Below are 17,400 nucleotides of genomic sequence, written 5' to 3' on the forward strand. Positions count from 1 at the left end.
CTCGTACGACGATCAGGGCCGAGTCACGCCCGAAATCCCTCCAACTCTTGCCATACCAGCCATAGATATAGAAATCGATGTTTTGCAGTACCAAAGGGCAGCCACTGACCGTACGACGTAACAATATCTTCGAATCCCGTTCATATTTTTCCCGCCCCGAGTTGTAGCCAATTTGCGTATCCTTTCCCCCCGGCACCGTGCAGGTTTCACCTTTGGCCGGCACATAAGTTGCCGTGGCTTCATAAGTGAACTCAGGCGGCAGGTCCGCCGTAACGGTAAAACTGTTGGACGTGCCCAAGGCAGTGCAGCCCTGTGCCAGCACAAGGCAACTGGCAAGGGTCATGTTTTTAAGGGTGCAGTTCATACGGGGGCGTCTCCTTGCCAGAACCGCACCTCCTGATACACACGCTCGAAATGCGTCGTGGGGGTTTCGTCAGGCAGGGGTGACCAGGACCTGGGCAGGGCGTCATCCGATGCGAACAGGCGTTGAAGCAGTAGAAAGCGGATCTGTTCAGGCGCCCGCCAGCCCCATGTGCGGGCCAGTTCCAACTGCGCCCGAAGCCAGGCGTCGGCATCCCGCTGCCCGGCCAATTCCGCAAACGGCTCCGTCCACTCGGCGATCAGGTAGCGCCAGGCGTTGTCGAACTGAATACCTGCCGCCGTCTCCGAAGCCGTGGGGACAACGAGCCACGCCGGTTCGGCCGGCACGGGATGGTCGCCAGGGGCGGGGTTGTCGGCATGGAGCCATCGCCCGGCCAGCCAGTAGCACGCGCTGGAGATCGGTCCAAGGAACGCCGGGCGCTGCTCCGGCTGCAGGTGTGCCAGGGCGCGACCCAGCACGCGACTGTCGTGAAAGCGATAAAGCGCCTGGTTTGGCCGCTCGCCCGTTACCAGGCGAGCGCGCCAATGCCGGGCCAGCGACTCCAGATCGCTGCTCACGCTGCTGGCCAGCCAGCCCCAATGACGTTCGGGCGACTTGAGCAACGCCTGAATGACCGGATGGTCCAGCGCATCGAGCCGGAACAGGTAGGGACCTATCGCCGCCAGCGAACTGGCGGGCGTACCGCTATACAGATTGCCGTACTGATGGGGTTCGCGCCCTTCGAGCAAGGCATCGCGCTCGTCGATCTGGCCATCGGAGTCCAGTACCAGGTACAGGTATCGGCCCAGCTCGCCTTGTTTCTGCAGCCATTGTTCGGCCGTGGTCATGCGGCACCTCCAACACGGCACAGTCCATCGCGACAGATTTCGCAGAGCGGGCAGAAGTCCGCGGCGCGTTGCCTGGCGGCAGCCACGAGAGGCAGCGAATTGGCGACGACGGTCTGTGCTGCTTCGGCCAGAGCCTGGAGTGCCTGCTGCGGTGCGATGCCGGCCATGGGGGCTCCGCCCTGCACGATCGGCACGCTGCTGAAAATCCCCGCGGAGTTGATGACGATATGCTGTCCACCGGCCTTGAGTGTCAGGTTCACGCCGGCATCGACCAGCACATTGGTGGCGGTGACGCGGGCCTGTGATCCGGCTTGCACGACCCAGGTGCCGTCCACGGCGATGCTGCCGGCGCCGCTGATGGAAAGCAGTTCGTTGCCGCCGATCCGGGTGTGGCGCTCACCCTGGGTGGTATGCAGCTCATCGCCCTTGATCAGGCTGGAACTGTTCATGTTCACCTGCTCAAAGCGGTCGTTTTCGACCAGGCTGCGGCTGTCCCGGCTTATCCGTTCGTGACGGTCATTGCCGATGCTGGCGTGACTGTCGTTGAGGATCAGTTGCTCGATATCGCGCTGCGCGCGCAGGAAGATCTTTTCCTGGCCTGCCCGGTCTTCGATCGAAAGTTCGTTGTAACCGCCGCTGTTCGGCGTACTTCGGCTACGCAATACGGTTCTGCTTTTGTTCGCCGGCAGCGCGTAGGGCACAGGCGTGGTCTTGTTCGGCACGACACCGGTAATCAGCGGGCGGTCCGGGTTGCCTTCGAGGAAGCTCACCACCACTTCCATGCCAATGCGCGGAATGGTCACCGCGCCGAAACGCTCGCCTGCCCAACTGGAAGCAACCCGCAGCCAGCAACTGCTTTTGTCGCTTCCCAGTTCCCGTCTGTCCCAATGCAGCTCGACCTTCACCCGCCCGTATTCATCACAGAAGATCTCCTCGCCGGCCGGACCGGTGACCCGAGCGGTCTGGCACCCCGGCAGGGGTCGGCGCGTCAGCAGCGGCGGCCGGAAAAACACATCCCATGGAATGGCGGTGAAGGTATTGCGATAACCCTGGGTGAAGCCGTCTTCTGCCTGGCTATCCCCGGTCACGGACTCTTCGAGTGACTGGGGTTGCCGACCAGAGTGCGTGACGCTCAGCAACAACCACAGTTCGTTGCATGTCTTGCGCGGATGTTCGGTTAGCTTGAAGAAGTGACCGCTGCGCAACGTCGGCTGATCGCTCTGGCCTTCGGCCAACTGGTAATCGACACGATGCCGTTCCAGAGCCTGTCTGGCCAACACCTGTCCACGCTCCAGCGTGGTGATCGGCGAAGGATAACGATAGTCCTCGAGGGCCGGCTCGAACTCCGCGGTGAACTGGCTTTCCAGCAACAGGCTTGGCCGCTTCAGGTCGTAGTCGCGGCGAGTCACCTTGCTGGTGCGGGAACTGAAACGCTGGGAAAACCGATTGACCACCGGATGATCGGCGACCGTTCCAGTATCCTGGCGGTATGGCGTGCATCCCAGCACGGGGAACCAGGCCTGGTCCTCGGTGAACACCAGCAGGTGATTATCCGCTGAATGCTGGTGGTGCCAAGCGATGCCGTCCTCGGCACACAGCCGCTGGATGAAATCGAAATCGCTTTCACCGTACTGGGTGCAGTATTCGCGTTCCGGGCTGGAGTGGACATTGAAGACGTAGACATCAGGCTGGATACCATGGCCTGCCAGCACCTGTGCGATGATCTGCGGTACTGTCAGGTGCTGGAAAATGCGCTGGTTGAAGCTGAATTGCAGATAGTGCAATACCGGCACCAGGATCAGGTGATAGCGCGCCAGGCGCCTACCGGCTTCGCCCACGTACACGTCTTCGATATGCCCATGGATCCCTTCGCCGCTCAGGCCGAACTGGAGAAATGCCGGTTGACCGAGCAAACCCTCCAGGTCGAAATCGGGGTTCTCGCTGAGCAGTTCGATACGGAGGGCATACAGGGTGCTGATGGCTTCGGTGCCATCGAAAGCCAGTACCTTGAAGTCGTTGCGTACGGAGGGGATCGATAGCGCAAAGTGCGCACTATTGGCTGGCGCGAACATTTTGCTTTTCCTTAAGCTGGACAGCGCACTTGTAAAAATGCGGCTGCGCGGGCATGGAGCGAGGACTCTAGCAAGTCGCCCTTCGAACGTATGCGCAGAAAATTCTGAAAACGCTGTCTGACCAGAAGTGGTTCTGTCGGGACCTGCTGCCGTCTCACTCAGGCAGTCAAGCGACTGTCAAGCCATGCTCGCAACGCTACTGAACGTGCCGAGCCGCATGGTCTTGGCCTGTTAGGACCAAGGCCCCATGCCGGCGGCAGGACAAGGCGCACGACGTCTGATCGGCGCCGGGCCCATCGCTGCCGCTACTCCCCGTCGCCATGCCCCAGAGCCGCCCGGTACTTCACCGCCGCCGCGGTCCGCGACGGCACGTCCAGCGCCCGCAGCAGCGACGACACATGGATGCGCACCGTGTAGTGGGAGATGTCCAGGGCGCGGCCGATCTCCTTGTTGCTCTTGCCCTGGGCCAGCAGGCGCAGGACATCCAGTTGGCGCTCGGTGAGCCCCTCCAGGCGCGGGCTGGGCTGCAGCGGCAGGAGGCCGGAGGGTTCGTAGCGCACCAGCACTTCCCCGGCGCGGATGGCCAGAATCGCCTGGCCGAGTTCCTCGGGCGCGATGCTCTTGCCGAGGAAGCCGTCGGCCCCTGCATTCATCACTTCGCCGATGAGCTGCGGGTCGTCGACCATCGAGACGACGATCAGGGTGGTGCGCGGGAACCGGCGGCGCAGGTCGGCGAGCATCTCGATGCGGGTCAGGCCGGGGAAACGCAGGTCGAGGATCAGCGAATCGGGCTGCTCGCCTTCACCAGCCAGGCGCAGGACCCCGGCGAGATCGCCGGCCTCCTCGATCCTGGCCTCGGGCAGCAGGCGCTGGAGGATACTCAGCATGCCCTCGCGAAACAGCGGATGATCATCGGCGACGATGATGCGGCCAGTCATTCTTGTAGTCTCCAGGAGTCGCAGTTTCCGCCGCGCATGCTACCTTAGCCCGCTACCGCCGCGCCCACCCTTCGTCCGTCTTCGTGACGAAGGGGGCGAAACAGAGGAAAAGGCGCGCGGCGCTCCCATGCACACGGAGGTGCACATGAAGTTCGAGAAGAATACCGAGCTGGACCAGGCCAACCTGCGACTGATCGTGGCCACCTGCGCGATTCTCTACGTGGTGCTGATCGGCCTGCTGCCCGGCCTGAAGGTCGAGACCTACCTGCCGATCGTTGCCTACTACGGCCTGTTCCTGATCGCCTCCATACTGCTGCGCCAGGCCATCGTGCGCTGGCCGGGGCACTACCCGGCGCGGCGGATCTTCTGCATGCTGCACGACTACGCCGGCACCTCGTTCGGCCTGATCGTGGGCGGCGAGGCAGCGCTGCCGCTGTACGCGGTGATGGTCTGGATCAACCTGGGCAACGGCATGCGCTACGGCTCGCGCTACCTGGCCATCGCCACCGCCCTGGCGCTGCTCGCGCTACTGGTCATCTATCGCCTGACCCCGGCCTGGCAGGCTCAGCCGTTCATGGTGCTGATGCTGATGACCACCAGTACCGTCATTCCCTTCTACGCGCACCTCCTGCTGGAGCGCACGCGCAAGGCCACCGAGGAAGCGTTGCAGGCGAACCAGGAGAAATCGCGCCTGCTGGCCCAGGCCAGCCACGACCTGCGCCAGCCGATCCACTCCATCGGCCTGTTCACCGCCTGCCTGCGCGACGCCCGCCTGGGCGACGAGGAACGGCGCCTGGTGGACAACATCGACCGCTCGCTGCTCAACGTCTCGCAACTGTTCCGCTCCATCCTCGATCTCTACACCCTCGACAACGGCCGGCTCCAACCCAAGCAGGAGAACGTCCACCTGGGCGAGTTGCTGCGCGACCTGGTCCGGCGCAACGCCGAAGCGGCGCGCTGGGCCGGGGTGGAACTGCGCCTGCGCCCTTGCCGCCTGTGGACGCGAACCGATCCGGGGCTGCTGTCCACCATGCTGCAGAACCTGCTCTCCAACAGCCTCAAGTACGCCGCCGAGCGCCCGCTGCTGATCGGCGTGCGGCGGCGAGGCGACGGCCTGGCCGTAGCCATCTACGACCAGGGCCGGGGGATCGCGGAGGAACACCTGCCGCGGGTGTTCGAGGAGTTCTACCGGGTACGCGAGACGCGCGACCGCGACGTCGAGGGAATCGGCCTGGGGCTGTCCATCGTCCGCCGCCTGGGGCAGTTGACCGGGATCGAGGTGACGCTGCGCTCGCGGGTCGGACGCGGCACCGCGGTGACCCTGCACGGCCTGCCGGCGGTCGCCGCGCAAGCCCTGCCCCGCCGCGACGATCCCCTGCAGGCCGGCCTGCTCACCGGCTTGCGGGTGTGCCTGGTGGAAGATGATCGCAACGTCCTGCGCGCCACCTCGGCGTTGCTCGAACGCTGGGGCTGCACGGTCCAGGCGGAAATCGAGGCGGACGGCTGGCGAACCGATTGCGACATCCTCGTCGTCGACTACGACCTCGGCCCCCACGCCTCCGGCGTCGAGTGCATCGAGCGGGTACGGCGGCAACGCGGAGAGGCGATACCGGCGCTGGTGATCAGCGGCCACGACATCGAGCGTATCCAGGCCAGCGTCGAAGACACCGACATCGCCCTGCTCTCCAAGCCCGTGCGCCCCACGGAATTGCGCGCCACCCTGCGCGCCCTGCGCGAGCGCCCGGTGGCCGCCAGCCACGCTTCCTGAGATAAGGCCGGTCGAGGAACGCAGGCCTACGGCGGGCCGTACTTGATGCCAGCGCAGCCGTGGGACAGCAGCAACTCGCCGTCGTCGGCCTCGAACTGGGTGATCCGCTTGCTCTTGTCGACGGTGACGGAAATGATGCAGCGATTGGGGTGGTTGACGGTATCCCAGTAGTTGGTGTTCACCATCACGTTGCCCTGCATCTCCGAGCTGGAGCCCACCACTTCATAGCGGGAATAGCTGGTGTCGGTGTACCACTGCATCACCACCTGCGAGCCGTCGGCGGTGCGCTCCATGTTCTGCGGCGTACCGAAGAAGGCTATCGCTTCCTCGGCGGAACGGCCCTTCCACTGGCTGCGGGCGTAGACCTCGGGCAGCGTGTCCATCTGGATGCAGCCGCCCAGGGAAAGCGACGCCAGTAACGGCGCGATGAATATCCGGCGCATGGGTTGACTCCGTGTCTAAGGGTTCTTCGGCGGGTTGCCAGGCAGCAGGTCGAAGGTTCGCAGGCCCGGCGCGGCGTCCTGCCCGGACGCTTGCGCGCGGTTCGCCTGCTCGGCCACGGCCATTCCGCTCTGTGCGCCGACGGGTTTCCTCGACGCCGCAAGCGAACGCCCACCGGCAGAGAACGACTCGCGCGCCGGCTCGTCGCCGCTGCCGAAGCACCACCAATCGCTGGCCTCCGGGCCGGTGGCGAGTACGGATTGCCGAGTCATGGTTCCTTCCAAGTCGCGTGCGTCCTGCACAACCGGTTTCCGCGAAACGCGGGGATCAAGGGCGGGACTATAGCGTCGCGGCGAAGAAGCTCGAATAGCACAGAGGTACTATTTTCTCGGCTCGTCCGATCGGGAAGTCACCTGCGGTGAGTTCCGGTCGAAGCTGCGCCATTCCATCGACCAACTCTGCGCCCCGGAAAACGCTGGATGCGTTCCCCTGCTTTCTCGGTCTCCAACAGCACCCTCGCGACCGAACACTGCACGGCCATGGCTGGAAGACAAGTGAAACCAGCCACTTGCTTAAATACCTAAGGGAAAGAACATCCTACTGAAAATAAAGAAATTTCTTATACGCACTTATTTGGCGCAACGTTAACTTAACTAACTGCACAAACACGCCCTGACCGCGCATTAGAAGAAGTACCGGCCCCCAACGGAATCCAAGTCCAACTTCGGGAGGCCCCCCTTCCCATGCAGTTAACCAATCCTCCAGGCAGAAACAGCGATGAACCCTCGTGAACATGGAAAACGATCGATCGATAACGAGACACGCAGTGCGCTCAAGCACCAACGCCCAGCGGTCGTCTGGCTGACCGGGTTGAGTGGCGCTGGAAAATCCACTATTGCGAATGCCCTGGAACTAGCGCTTTTCGAACAGAAGAAACATACGTTTCTCCTGGACGGCGACGATCTGCGCCTTGGCCTGTGCCGAAACCTTGGCTACAGCGACGAAGATCGCACCGAGAACATTCGAAGAATCGCGGAAGTGGCAAAAATCCTGCTGAAAGCCGGCCTTATCGTGATCGTGGCAACCATCTCGCCATTTTCGCGAGACAGGAACCTCTCTCGGGAACTTATCGGCATCGAGCATTTCATTGAGGTCTTTGTCGATACGCCGCTCTCGGAATGCGAGAGAAGAGATCCCAAAGGCCTGTACAGGAAAGCACGCTCGGGCAAGATCGAAAACTTCACCGGGATCGACTCGATCTACGAAACGCCCGCACAGCCGAACATAACGATCGATACACTTTCAGAAGACCCCGACCTGGCGGTGAAGCGAATCATTTCCTACCTGGAGACGAACCAGCCAGCCTGACAAGATGACTGGGCCTGGAGGCACGAACCGTCCGCAGCCCCACTTCCAGCTTGCGCTCAGGGACACCCTGTCTCGCTGCCGAACAGACGGGACAGGTTTCGCAAGGGTTTCGTGAAACGCCAGAAGCGACTGTCCAATATAGCCAACAAACGGGCGTGAGTATCATCGCGATCTACCTGCGTGCGCCGTAGCAAGTTGTCCATTTCGGCGAGATTGCGCTGAGCGGAAGCAAGCTCTTCGCGACACGCCGACAATCGCCGAGAAAGTTCCCGCATGGCTCGTTCGTTCTGTTCGATCCGAGCACCGGCCTCAAGCAAGCGATCTCTCAGTCCATCATTCAGTTGCCTCTGTGCGGTACAGCTCATGGCCAGGTCAGCCACCTGCTCGCTGAACCGCGTCATGCTCTCGTTGTGGGACGAAGCCGATTGCCAGAGTTGCCTGTCCAGTTCCCCCACGTACTCCAGCAACGGCATCGCTCTGCTGAATTCCCGCTCCAGGCCCTTCCACCCTTCGATGTCGAACCGGTCCACGGCAAGCTGCTGCAGTGCCTCGTGCACCTCGAGCAGCGCCTGAAAGCTTCCCGCTGCGGCAGCCAACGCGCTCGCATCATGGGATGAGTGACGCAATTCGACATCCAGGACATCACCGACGAAGCGGGCGCAAGCCGACTCGTCCACCGGCAAGGAAAGTCGATGGCCAATACGGCCCAGTTCCTGTCGCGGCAGAGCCAGCAATCGATCGTAGTCGACCACCACGGCCCCCTTGTGGAGCGCCCACTGCATCGAGCGACAGGAATGTTCGTACCAGAGCATCAGGCTCTTTTCCCGACTCAAGTGGTCACGGGCAGCAAGAGACTCCGCGACGCTAAGAGGATGGCGAACCGCAATGACATAGTCGACCCATAGCCCCAATGCATCGAACGCGGCTTGCCAGATCGGCATCAGACGCGGCATACGCGGATCCTTGATACCCAGCAGCGCCTTGCCTGCCAGTAGCTCAGTCAAAAGCGCCATGGCCTGCTGGACGATCTCTTCGAATCGCTCGACGCCCAACACCCGGCGACTGGACAACCCGACGTCGCCCGACGAAAACCCGCACAGGGACAGGACTCTGTCATTGAAAGCCACCAGGCGGGCATCTTCCCAGTATCCCTTGGGGTTGTCCGGCCTGGGTGGGATCAGATTCTCGCCAAACTCGACCCCGAGCGCCTCGAGTCCGGCGGAAAGTACGCTCGTACCGGAGCGATGCATGCCGAGAATCACCACCACCTTGGGCTTCATGGATGAAACCTCCCTATTCATTCAGTGCTTCCTGATCTTTTGCCAAAGCGCCTTCGCCCCGAATGTGCGCAAGAAGAACATCCCCTTCGCGCATCGCTCCAGGAATCTTGAAAAACGGCCGTGCTTCTGGATATCCAGCCGGCAGCGCAATCCGTTTGCCAGTCGGTAGGAAGCCCATTGCATGGACAGCCTGGCCGCCCCCAGGGCAGGCACCGGACTATCCGTGCAAACGCCGCATGGAGTCGAAACCGGCACGCGTTCCAGCAACTCCCGCAAACGCCGCTCGAAAAGAGACAAGGTGAATGCTTCGCGGATGCGGCGTGCGGAGTTCTGCCCCATCCGCCTCAGCATTTCCGGTTCGCGCATGAGGCTCTCGAGCCTAGCGGCGTAATCCCTGGCCTCTCGTTCGGCATCGCGCCGCGGAACAAGGAAGCCGCAGTGGGCAGAGACCAGTTCTGCGTGACCGCCGACATCGGCTGCGACTATGGCCATTCCGCACGCCATCGCCTCGTAGAGAACCAGTGCGATACCTTCGCCGGCCGATGGCAGGAAAAATATATCGGAGGCCTGGAACAACTCGCGCAACGCAGCCTCGTCCTGCCAGCCCAGCATCCGTACCCGCCCGGCCAAGCCATGGCGCCGGAGGTCGTTCCGCAGCTCCCCTGCCAGCTCGCCATCGCCCAGTACCAACGCGACGAAATCACTACCACGGCGCGCCAACTCGCCAAGGCTGGCGGCAAACAGCTCCGGTCGTTTCTGCGCGCAGAGCCGCCCCGCATAGGCGATCACTACGCACTGCGGAGCTATTCCCAGGCGCGCCCGGACCTTCGCGCGCGTCAGGCTGTCGGGTTTCCACGAGTCCACATCGGCGAACCAGTGCAACACCTCGACCTTGCTCGCCTCGACGCCACGGTCGAGCAGCCAGTGGCGCAGGTGCCCGGATACGACCCAGTGCCTGTCCAGCAAGGCAGTGCATCGCGCGGCTCTGCCCGGATGGCCGCCATCGTCCCAGCCCTCCTCCATATGATTGAGGTCGACCACGGGCAAGCCCGGGTAGCGGGTCCGGACGTACCCCAGCACGTCATAGGCGAATGCAGAGTTGGAAAGCAGCATCAGGTCGGGTTGTCGACTGTCCACCAGATAAGCAAGGAAGCCGCAAGCTTTCTCGGCAGCCAGAAAGTCCGGGAGCACCCAGACATCCGCAGTGAGCGCGGTAAAACGATCCCGCCACCTATGCTCGGCCGCCAGGCTGGCGACCACCGTCAGCATCCAGCCCTCCCGGGCCAAGGCTCGAAGCATATCCAGATTGCAACGATCCGCTCCGCCTGGCTCAAGCCAGGGCGCCAGCAGCAACAGGCGCTTTCCCGGTGCCTTAGGCAAGCCCCCCGGCGCCAGCATGGCCGGCGAGCAAGGCTGCCTGCGCCCGTTCAGCCTTGCGCCAATACGGCCCTCGGGCAACGATCTGCGACTGACGAAGAGGTCGCCGCGGCGCGCATCTTCGCGAAGTTCGACCCACGGCAGGGTCGGTCGGGACAGCAGGAACCAGATCGCCTCTTCCAGAGCAGTCGCCCTCAGGGCTGCCGGTGCTCGCGGCAAGTACAGTACCGCCACCCCCTCTACCGGAAGACAGTCACTGTCCACTCCTGGGCAATGAAGCCAGCGCCAGCGTTTCAGCGTCTGCGTCTCGAGAAATGCGGCGATTCGTTCGAGTTCCTCCACGCTGCAATCGCAGGCCGTGAGGATGGACAGCAACGGCACGGCATCGGCGACGGGACCTCGCGAAAGAACCTTCACCACGCCGTCCTGCCCACGGAAAACACCTTGGAGATTCCGCGGGTCCGCCTGAAGTTATCGATGAAAGCCGACCATTGCCGCTCGTGCAGCAGGTCGTCCAGCCAGTAGATGGCGCTCGCCCTCTCCAGCAGCCAGCCCGGGAGCTTCCGGCATCCACCGGCAATGACGAAAACCGTCGAGGACGCTGGCAGCTCATCGAATTGTCGACGCCATGCGTTCCAGTCCTCGGTGAGCGGCGCGTCGGCCACCACGGCTACCGCATCGGATAGGACGGCGTTGTATTGGTCGGCGCGGGAGAGGTTGAGCAGAGGAGGATATGCCCAGCAGTCGTAATAGCCTTGCCGCTGCGCTCGAAGAAATGGACTCCCTCGATAGAAGCGAGGATGGCGAGTCCGCATGCGCTTGTAAGAACTCAAGGCATGACGTTTGCCGGTCTCAAGTCTGGAGCCGACCTGGCGGTGATAGAACAACAGGGGTTCCCTGATCAGCCTGCCTCGCACCCCACATCCGACCAGGGCGATCCAGAAATCCCAATCCTCGAACTGTGCCTCCCTGGCTTCGTCGAAACCGCCTACCGCCAGCCAGTCATCGCGATGAAAGATCGCGGAGACACAGAACGGATTGAAGTAACGCAACAGTCCGGGATGAAAGCCGGCGGAACGATGCAGCCGATGCTCCTCTCCCACCACCTGGACCCAGCTGTACGCCAGGCGGACGCCAGAGTTTCCCTCCAGCAAGACCAGGCACTTTTCCAAATAGGTGGACGCCAGCCAGTCATCCGCATCCAGGCAGCAGATATAACGCCCCCTCGCCCGCGCCACACCGGCATTCCGCGCGGCGGATGGCCCACGATTGGGCTGGCGCAGGATCGTCATGCCGGGCTCCTGGAGAGCCTCGAGGAGGCCCAGGGTCGAAGGGTCATCAGAACCATCGTCGACCAGAATGATCTCGAAGTCCTGGAAGCTCTGCCGAGCCAGGCTATCAAGCGCGCGCCTCAAATACCTCCCATGGTTGAAGCAGGGAATGACCACGCTCAGCAGGGGCTTCTGCGGATCCCACTGAGTGGCGTGCCCGGAATCCTGCCGGAGCGCCGAGGCCGAACCGATATCGAGGACAAGATGGACCAGGTGCCTTCCCTTCTCTCCCAGCCACGAACGAAAAGCAGGCGGTAGGGAAAATATCAGGCGCTGCAGAAAATGGGCCGATCTCACGCCCTTCACCCGGACACCGGTTCGGTTTCCATGGAGACCTCTTGTTCCGGCCGCACGCCCCCAGGCAGGTAGCCGGGTATGTTCCTGGCCGCGTCCCTGAATGCGGCCCAGCCATGACGTCGCGTCAGCAACTCGCGGGCGCGTTTCACCCGTCTCGCCGTCTCCCCGGGATTGCCCAGCGCACTCCTGATTGCCCTTGCGAACTCGCCGGCATCGGCGTCAGCGCCGACCAGATAGCCCGTTTCGGTATTCAGGAACTCAGCGATACCCCCGACGTCGGGGGCGACTATGGGCAGCCCTGCAGCAGTGGCTTCGAGCAGGATGTTCGGCAAGCCGTCATAGCGAGAGGTATACAGCAACATCGCATATCGCCCCTGCCGAGCCAGGGCCTGGAAGGAGTCGTAACGCCCATGAAGCCTGACATTCGGCAGGCGTCGCAGCTTCCTCTGGGTTTCTCCCCTGCAAGCAGGATCGACCTCGCCGTGGACTTCGAACAGGTATTCGGGAAGCGCCAGGGCAATCTCGTAGAGCAGGTCCGGCCTTTTCTGCGGCGAGATACGGCTGGCCCAAAGAATCGTCGAGCCTGCGGTCGGAATCGCCTCTGCATGGTCGCTGGCGGGAAAGTAGAGCCCATGCATGAGCTCCGGCGGAATGCCGTCCCGCTCGTGAATCTGTTGGAGGAAGGTCCGGTTATCCGAAAGCAGGCCCGCCAGGTGCATCCAGGACCGTGGGAGGAACTCGCTGGCATAGCCGCAGCGAACCGCATTGCCGTCCAGGTCGTCGCAAAAGACGCTGGCGTAAATCCGCTTACCCTCGAACGTCAACGTCTTGCCATGCCGCTCGAGCAGTTCCCAGGCCAGTTGCGAGTTGATGATGTGGATACTCCTGGCAGGACATTGCAGCAAAAGGCGCAGCAGTACCAGGCGCCGGTCCTCCTCGCCGAGCAGATTGCCCAGGCGTCCGAACTCCACCACCCGAACCTCCGCCGGAAGCCGGTTGAGCCAGGGAGACACCACATCCCGCGTGACCACTACCGTCACCTTCACGCCCATCTCGGCGCATAACCGCACATGATGCAGGATTCCCAGGTCAGCGCCACCACGCTGCAAATGCGGGACGAGGAAGACCATATCCGGCGCATATTCGATGAAGTCCGCCAGACATCCCCGGTACAGCTGCGCCGGTCCGTTATCTATCGGGGCCTTCCAGGAAGTGAAAACGCGCAGCTTCGCCGCCGAGGGATACAGGGCAGGCTCGATCCGGGCCAACGCCTTCATTTCGTCGACTATCCATGGCGGCAGCGCCATCGGAGAGGGTGACGGTACGACGACTGCCTCCTTGAGCAACCAGCCCTTCAAACGGTCGCAGACCAGTATGAAGCGTTGTAGTTGGCGCTCGGAGAGCACCCGCCGCAACGATCCAAGAATAGGTGGATAGGCTGTGCGAGCGAAGCTGGCCGCACGAGCTTTCAGTCTGCCGTTCAGGCTCATCAGGAAAGTTCCACTTGGTAGAAGTGCTGGATGCTCGGCTCATCGATGCGGGGCTGCCGCGGCAGGCATGTGCCTCCCCGGCCCCAGAGAAGCCGGCTAGTGATCGAAACACCGTCCATCGAAGAATCGTCCGGGGCGAACCACTGCGTTCAGCGCGCCCATGGCGGCCAGCATCGATGCTTCCTTGCGGCGATAGAACAGGCAGGTGCCGCTAGCCAGGGTGTGCTTCCGACCGGACGCAATCACCTCAAGATTCCAATGCCAATCTTCATAACCGAAGCCGGATTTCCCGACTCGGGTCTCCAGGTATGGAAGCTCCTGGAATACGGCTTTCTCGGCTACGGCAACGGAAACCCATGGGTGATGCTTGAAGCAACTTTCCACGGGATAGTCTTCGCTCAGTTGATCTACCGAACGCCCCAGCAAATGGCAGGCTCCATGGCTCACCGTGTACTCGGGATGGACCACGACGCCATTGCCCTTCTCGGATACCACCTGCAGGGCTTCGACCAACCAGTTCGCCGAGCAGTAGTCGTCGCCATCCAACACCCCCACCGTGGACGCATCCGCGCTATCGATCCCGGCGTTCCGGGAAAGCCCGAGATCACCATGCTCGACCTGAAGGACCTTGTCGCCCTCGCGCAGGATCGGATGCTGCCTGACAATTCGCCGAGTCGTTTGCGAGGCGCGGTCGAGCACCGCCACCAACTGCACGGAAACCCCATGGTGCGACGCGAATTCACGCATGCGTTGAAAACCCAGCAGGCTCCAATGCGCCAGCACGTCTTCCGCATGGAAATTCATGATTAAACTGATATCCGGCATAAGGGTTCTCCCGGCTCTACAAGACGTAGTGGAATCGCTCGGCAACGTCGCAGACTATGTTGGCAACCAGCTCCTGCTCGTCCGGCGCCAGCCCCTTGCTCCATGCCACAGGCTCGTCGAAAGGCAAGGGGCGGGCGTTTCGCAGAGCGGCCAAGGTCGTTTGCGGCGCCTCGACGAAGTCCTCGCAGCGCAACAACTGGACGTAATCCCCGGCGTCCTCCAGTTGCAGTGCCAGGTAACGCCACCACAGAGCACGCCGGACAGCTAGGTGGTCGGTATCGGCAATGGCCAGCAGTGCCTTGCGCTGCCATCCCGTGAGGGCCAGGTCATCGGGACATCCGAACGGCTGGCGTTCGACGGCAGCCTGGCGCAGGTGCTCGAAGGTGTTCGCCCAGGAGTTCAGGGTGTCGTAGGGATGACGGATGGTTGCGATCAGCAACGCCGTCGGCATGACCTTGCGGATCAGGGGCAGCCGGGCGATATAGGCAAGCGTGTTCTTCGTTCCCAGGTGAAACGAAGCCCCCCGCACCTCAGCGAAATAGTCGCTGGACTGATCGTTGCCCCTGGCAGTGTCGTCGACCAGGCGGCCATTCACATGCTTGTTCGGCACGGGCTTGCCCGCCAGGATGTCGCGACGTAACTCTGCGTAGTAGCGTGGCAGTCCCCAAGGAAGAGGCGAGAGTTTCAGCGCTTCGAATACCTGAGGAGGTTCATTGAGCACCACGGTGTCGGGCTGCTGGGAGAGCAGACGGCATAGATGGCTGGTTCCGCTCCGGGGAATCCCGGTGATCACCAGGTCCTGTCCGGCCTCGACAGTGCCGCTGGAATCACCTTCCGAGAAAGCCAGCCGAGGCGCAGGAGCCAGGATTGCTTTCTTCCAGTTGGCATCCAGCGCAAGCACTTCGCGCAGCTCAGGGAAACGCTTGCCCAGTTCGTCCAGTTCGGCCCATAGCGAACGCTCGCGGACAAGTGTGTCGAGAGAATGGTAGTGGCAGAAGAAGGGCGGTAGGGACGCAGCGGATAGCGGCTTGATATGAAGCGGATAATTGAACCGTTCGCTGAGCGCTCTCGTCTTGTAGTTCAACGCGTGCAGAGCGACGGGTAGCGTCAGCTGGTCCAGCCAGGGCATCTTGTTGGTGATCAGCGGGTCCGCATGGACGCGTTCGGCGAGCCTGTACCAGACTTCGGCGAAACGCCTGGCATCACGTACCAGGATAAAGCCAGCGTTATAGTACGCAGGCATCGCTTCCCCGGAACAAGTGGTCACTACCCGATCTCCAGGCAATGCCGATCCCGCATGGGTGTATATGCGTTGCCAGTAATCGTTCTGTTTTGCCACCAATGCCATATCGGCAGGTTTGAGTGCCGCGTCGAAACGACAAAGCATGTCAGCTTCGAATGCATCGACACAGATCATGTCACTGTCGAGAAACAACGTATGCCCAACAGCCGGCCCCAGCGCCAACGCCGAAAACTTGTTGCCTATTGGATACTCTGGCCCGAAAGGACTATCCATAGGCAAAAGAGGAATGCCCAAACGCTCATATAAGCGCCGGGATGCATCGCTTGGCACACCCCAGTCAGCCTTTCCCGATGGACATGCGGCAATGATATCCATGGAAAAGCCAAAGCATTTGCGTAGAGAAGCCGCCAACACGGCAGACTTGATTTCCAGCTCGCCGGCGTGGACGACGAATACCATGGTCAAAGACGATGACTTCATTGGGTAGCCCGGGTCTCGCAGCAGAACGAAACCGGCTCGAATGCTCCATGCAGATTCACCACTGCATCGAAGCACTTGGGCGAATTGAAGACCCTGAATATCGCCGCATTGACCTGTTTATCCATGAGTTCGCAAACGGACTCCGACAAAGAGTTCTCCAGACGAAACGTCAGGGCGTATTCGCCGGCCTGCAAGTCGCAGTCGAAGCTGATACGTGTTCTCAAGCGCCCGTCAGGCTCGACATTCAGAGCCTTGCCCTGCAATAAATTGTTTATGCCATAGAGGTTGTAACCGCGCTGGTCACGGATAGTCAGGGTGATCTTTGGGTGCTCCGGGACGGGTAGGTCAAATTGCACAAGTACCTCGACCCAGACACGTTCGCCCGAATCGAAGTAATCCCGGGCTTCGTCAAGTACACCCATGCGGATGGATAGAAACCTGCCCTGCCCATTTCCATATGCAATTACCGAGTTCCCGTGTTCGCCAGAAGCGATCAGGCTTCCTGAGCGGACTTCCGCCCGCTGTGTCTCTATACTGTCCCGCAGATAGAGTTCCGTGGCTGTTTCACAGTCGCCATCGAATATCACTCTACCTTTGGATAGATAGATCGCTCGACTACAATAACTCTTGATCAACTGTATATCGTGGGAGACCAGCAGGATGGTGATGCCTTTCAGCAGCAGTTCTTCAAGCCGGTTCAGGCATTTGAACTGAAACGCGGCGTCACCTACCGCCAGGGCCTCGTCCACGATCAGCACATCGGCATCGACATATGCCGCAATGGAGAAAGCCAAACGCACGAACATACCGCTCGAATATGTTCTAACCGGACGATCGATGAACTCACCGATATCGGCAAACTGGATTATCTCGTCAAGGCGTTCAGAAATCTCCTGCTCGCCCAGTCCAAGAAGCATGGCATTGAAGATTATGTTTTCCCTGCCGGTGTACTCCATGTTGAAACCGGCCCCCAGCTCCAACAATGCCGCTACCCTTTCTGGGCGAACCACCTGTCCACTCGTAGGGCGCAAGGTACCCGCAAGTATCTGCAGCAAGGTGGACTTCCCGGAGCCGTTGCAGCCGATTACTCCAACCACCTCCCCAGGAAAAACCTGGAAACTCACATTCCGCAGAGCCCAGAATTCCGAATAAAACTTCTTTCTCTCACCCCAGATGGCCTGCAACATCCTTTGATGAGGAGCCCTGTAGACTCTAAAACCCTTGCTTATATCTACGGCCGCAAGTACCGGTGCCTTACCATTCATACAACTCACAGCCAGA

14 protein-coding genes and 1 pseudogene are annotated in these 17,400 nt (G+C 61.5%); 2 read left to right on the forward strand and 13 right to left on the reverse strand.

What is annotated here, in order from left to right; genetic code table 11:
* The 4 genes and pseudogenes from HMPREF2716_RS15045 to HMPREF2716_RS15060 form a co-directional block, all read right to left on the reverse strand.
* Positions 1-364, reverse strand: a pseudogene (locus HMPREF2716_RS15045) (hypothetical protein); the annotation flags it as partial.
* A complete protein-coding gene (locus HMPREF2716_RS15050) occupies positions 361-1,209 on the reverse strand; it encodes a DUF4123 domain-containing protein (RefSeq protein ID WP_023518517.1) in 849 nt (282 codons plus the stop codon). The gene HMPREF2716_RS15050 and the pseudogene HMPREF2716_RS15045, both read right to left, overlap by 4 nt.
* The gene (locus HMPREF2716_RS15055) at positions 1,206-3,281 is read right to left on the reverse strand and encodes a type VI secretion system Vgr family protein (protein ID WP_023518516.1); all 2,076 of its coding nucleotides are present in this window, start codon (positions 3,279-3,281) and stop codon (positions 1,206-1,208) included. Before HMPREF2716_RS15055 ends, HMPREF2716_RS15050 begins: the two co-directional genes overlap by 4 nt.
* 305 nt (positions 3,282-3,586) lie before the next feature.
* Entirely contained in the window at positions 3,587-4,219 is a 633-nt protein-coding gene (locus HMPREF2716_RS15060; protein ID WP_009876145.1) for a response regulator, read from the reverse strand.
* 145 nt (positions 4,220-4,364) lie between these two features.
* On the opposite strand from HMPREF2716_RS15060, the gene HMPREF2716_RS15065 reads away from it, so the two are divergent.
* Positions 4,365-5,987 carry a two-component system sensor histidine kinase gene (locus tag HMPREF2716_RS15065; protein WP_042931409.1) on the forward strand — a complete coding sequence of 541 codons (1,623 nt, stop codon included), beginning with the start codon at positions 4,365-4,367 and terminating at the stop codon, positions 5,985-5,987.
* A gap of 26 nt (positions 5,988-6,013) precedes the next feature.
* On the opposite strand, the gene HMPREF2716_RS15070 is transcribed toward HMPREF2716_RS15065, so the two are convergent.
* Together HMPREF2716_RS15070 and HMPREF2716_RS15075 are read right to left on the reverse strand one after the other, a co-directional pair.
* Complete coding sequence (locus HMPREF2716_RS15070; RefSeq protein WP_003082897.1) at positions 6,014-6,430, reverse strand: hypothetical protein; 417 nt, start codon at positions 6,428-6,430, stop codon at positions 6,014-6,016.
* Positions 6,431-6,445: 15 nt separating this feature from the next.
* Complete coding sequence (locus HMPREF2716_RS15075) at positions 6,446-6,700, reverse strand: hypothetical protein (protein WP_010792040.1); 255 nt, start codon at positions 6,698-6,700, stop codon at positions 6,446-6,448.
* Positions 6,701-7,205: 505 nt separating this feature from the next.
* Here HMPREF2716_RS15075 and cysC point away from each other — a divergent pair.
* Positions 7,206-7,796, forward strand: coding sequence for an adenylyl-sulfate kinase (gene cysC / locus HMPREF2716_RS15080; RefSeq protein ID WP_017002019.1), 591 nt, complete (start codon positions 7,206-7,208; stop codon positions 7,794-7,796).
* A gap of 56 nt (positions 7,797-7,852) precedes the next feature.
* Here cysC and HMPREF2716_RS15085 read toward each other — a convergent pair whose 3' ends face one another.
* The 7 genes from HMPREF2716_RS15085 to HMPREF2716_RS15115 all read right to left on the reverse strand — a co-directional run bounded on the left by HMPREF2716_RS15085 (position 7,853) and on the right by HMPREF2716_RS15115 (position 17,384).
* Complete coding sequence (locus HMPREF2716_RS15085; protein ID WP_170869039.1) at positions 7,853-9,076, reverse strand: sulfotransferase family protein; 1,224 nt, start codon at positions 9,074-9,076, stop codon at positions 7,853-7,855.
* A gap of 21 nt (positions 9,077-9,097) precedes the next feature.
* Positions 9,098-10,870 (reverse strand): glycosyltransferase family 4 protein, encoded by a 1,773-nt coding sequence (locus HMPREF2716_RS15090; RefSeq protein WP_043495217.1) that lies wholly within the window; start codon positions 10,868-10,870, stop codon positions 9,098-9,100.
* Positions 10,867-12,081 (reverse strand): glycosyltransferase family 2 protein, encoded by a 1,215-nt coding sequence (locus HMPREF2716_RS15095; RefSeq protein ID WP_170869040.1) that lies wholly within the window; start codon positions 12,079-12,081, stop codon positions 10,867-10,869. The genes HMPREF2716_RS15090 and HMPREF2716_RS15095 overlap by 4 nt, the downstream gene beginning before the upstream one ends.
* Before the next feature lie 5 nt (positions 12,082-12,086).
* On the reverse strand, positions 12,087-13,571 hold the full coding sequence (locus HMPREF2716_RS15100; RefSeq protein WP_003122969.1) for a glycosyltransferase family 4 protein: 1,485 nt from the start codon (positions 13,569-13,571) through the stop codon (positions 12,087-12,089).
* A gap of 96 nt (positions 13,572-13,667) precedes the next feature.
* A complete protein-coding gene (locus tag HMPREF2716_RS15105; protein WP_023085035.1) occupies positions 13,668-14,396 on the reverse strand; it encodes a glycosyltransferase family A protein in 729 nt (242 codons plus the stop codon).
* Positions 14,397-14,412: 16 nt separating this feature from the next.
* On the reverse strand, positions 14,413-15,969 hold the full coding sequence (locus tag HMPREF2716_RS15110; RefSeq protein ID WP_034037189.1) for a sulfotransferase: 1,557 nt from the start codon (positions 15,967-15,969) through the stop codon (positions 14,413-14,415).
* 146 nt (positions 15,970-16,115) lie between these two features.
* Positions 16,116-17,384, reverse strand: coding sequence for an ABC transporter ATP-binding protein (locus HMPREF2716_RS15115; protein ID WP_031627960.1), 1,269 nt, complete (start codon positions 17,382-17,384; stop codon positions 16,116-16,118).
* Positions 17,385-17,400 lie beyond the last annotated feature (16 nt).

This window comes from Pseudomonas sp. HMSC076A11, from assembly GCF_001810205.1.
GTDB classification, from domain to species: domain Bacteria; phylum Pseudomonadota; class Gammaproteobacteria; order Pseudomonadales; family Pseudomonadaceae; genus Pseudomonas; species Pseudomonas aeruginosa.

What these genes read in the sequence shown, in the direction of transcription:
- HMPREF2716_RS15050 (WP_023518517.1), bottom strand. Translation starts at nt 1,209, where the DNA reads ATGACCACGGCCGAACAATGGCTGCAGAAACAAGGCGAGCTGGGCCGA.
- HMPREF2716_RS15055 (WP_023518516.1), bottom strand. Translation starts at nt 3,281, where the DNA reads ATGTTCGCGCCAGCCAATAGTGCGCACTTTGCGCTATCGATCCCCTCC.
- HMPREF2716_RS15060 (WP_009876145.1), bottom strand. Translation starts at nt 4,219, where the DNA reads ATGACTGGCCGCATCATCGTCGCCGATGATCATCCGCTGTTTCGCGAG.
- HMPREF2716_RS15065 (WP_042931409.1), top strand. Translation starts at nt 4,365, where the DNA reads ATGAAGTTCGAGAAGAATACCGAGCTGGACCAGGCCAACCTGCGACTG.
- HMPREF2716_RS15070 (WP_003082897.1), bottom strand. Translation starts at nt 6,430, where the DNA reads ATGCGCCGGATATTCATCGCGCCGTTACTGGCGTCGCTTTCCCTGGGC.
- HMPREF2716_RS15075 (WP_010792040.1), bottom strand. Translation starts at nt 6,700, where the DNA reads ATGACTCGGCAATCCGTACTCGCCACCGGCCCGGAGGCCAGCGATTGG.
- cysC (WP_017002019.1), top strand. Translation starts at nt 7,206, where the DNA reads ATGAACCCTCGTGAACATGGAAAACGATCGATCGATAACGAGACACGC.
- HMPREF2716_RS15085 (WP_170869039.1), bottom strand. Translation starts at nt 9,076, where the DNA reads ATGAAGCCCAAGGTGGTGGTGATTCTCGGCATGCATCGCTCCGGTACG.
- HMPREF2716_RS15100 (WP_003122969.1), bottom strand. Translation starts at nt 13,571, where the DNA reads ATGAGCCTGAACGGCAGACTGAAAGCTCGTGCGGCCAGCTTCGCTCGC.
- HMPREF2716_RS15105 (WP_023085035.1), bottom strand. Translation starts at nt 14,396, where the DNA reads ATGCCGGATATCAGTTTAATCATGAATTTCCATGCGGAAGACGTGCTG.
- HMPREF2716_RS15115 (WP_031627960.1), bottom strand. Translation starts at nt 17,384, where the DNA reads ATGAATGGTAAGGCACCGGTACTTGCGGCCGTAGATATAAGCAAGGGT.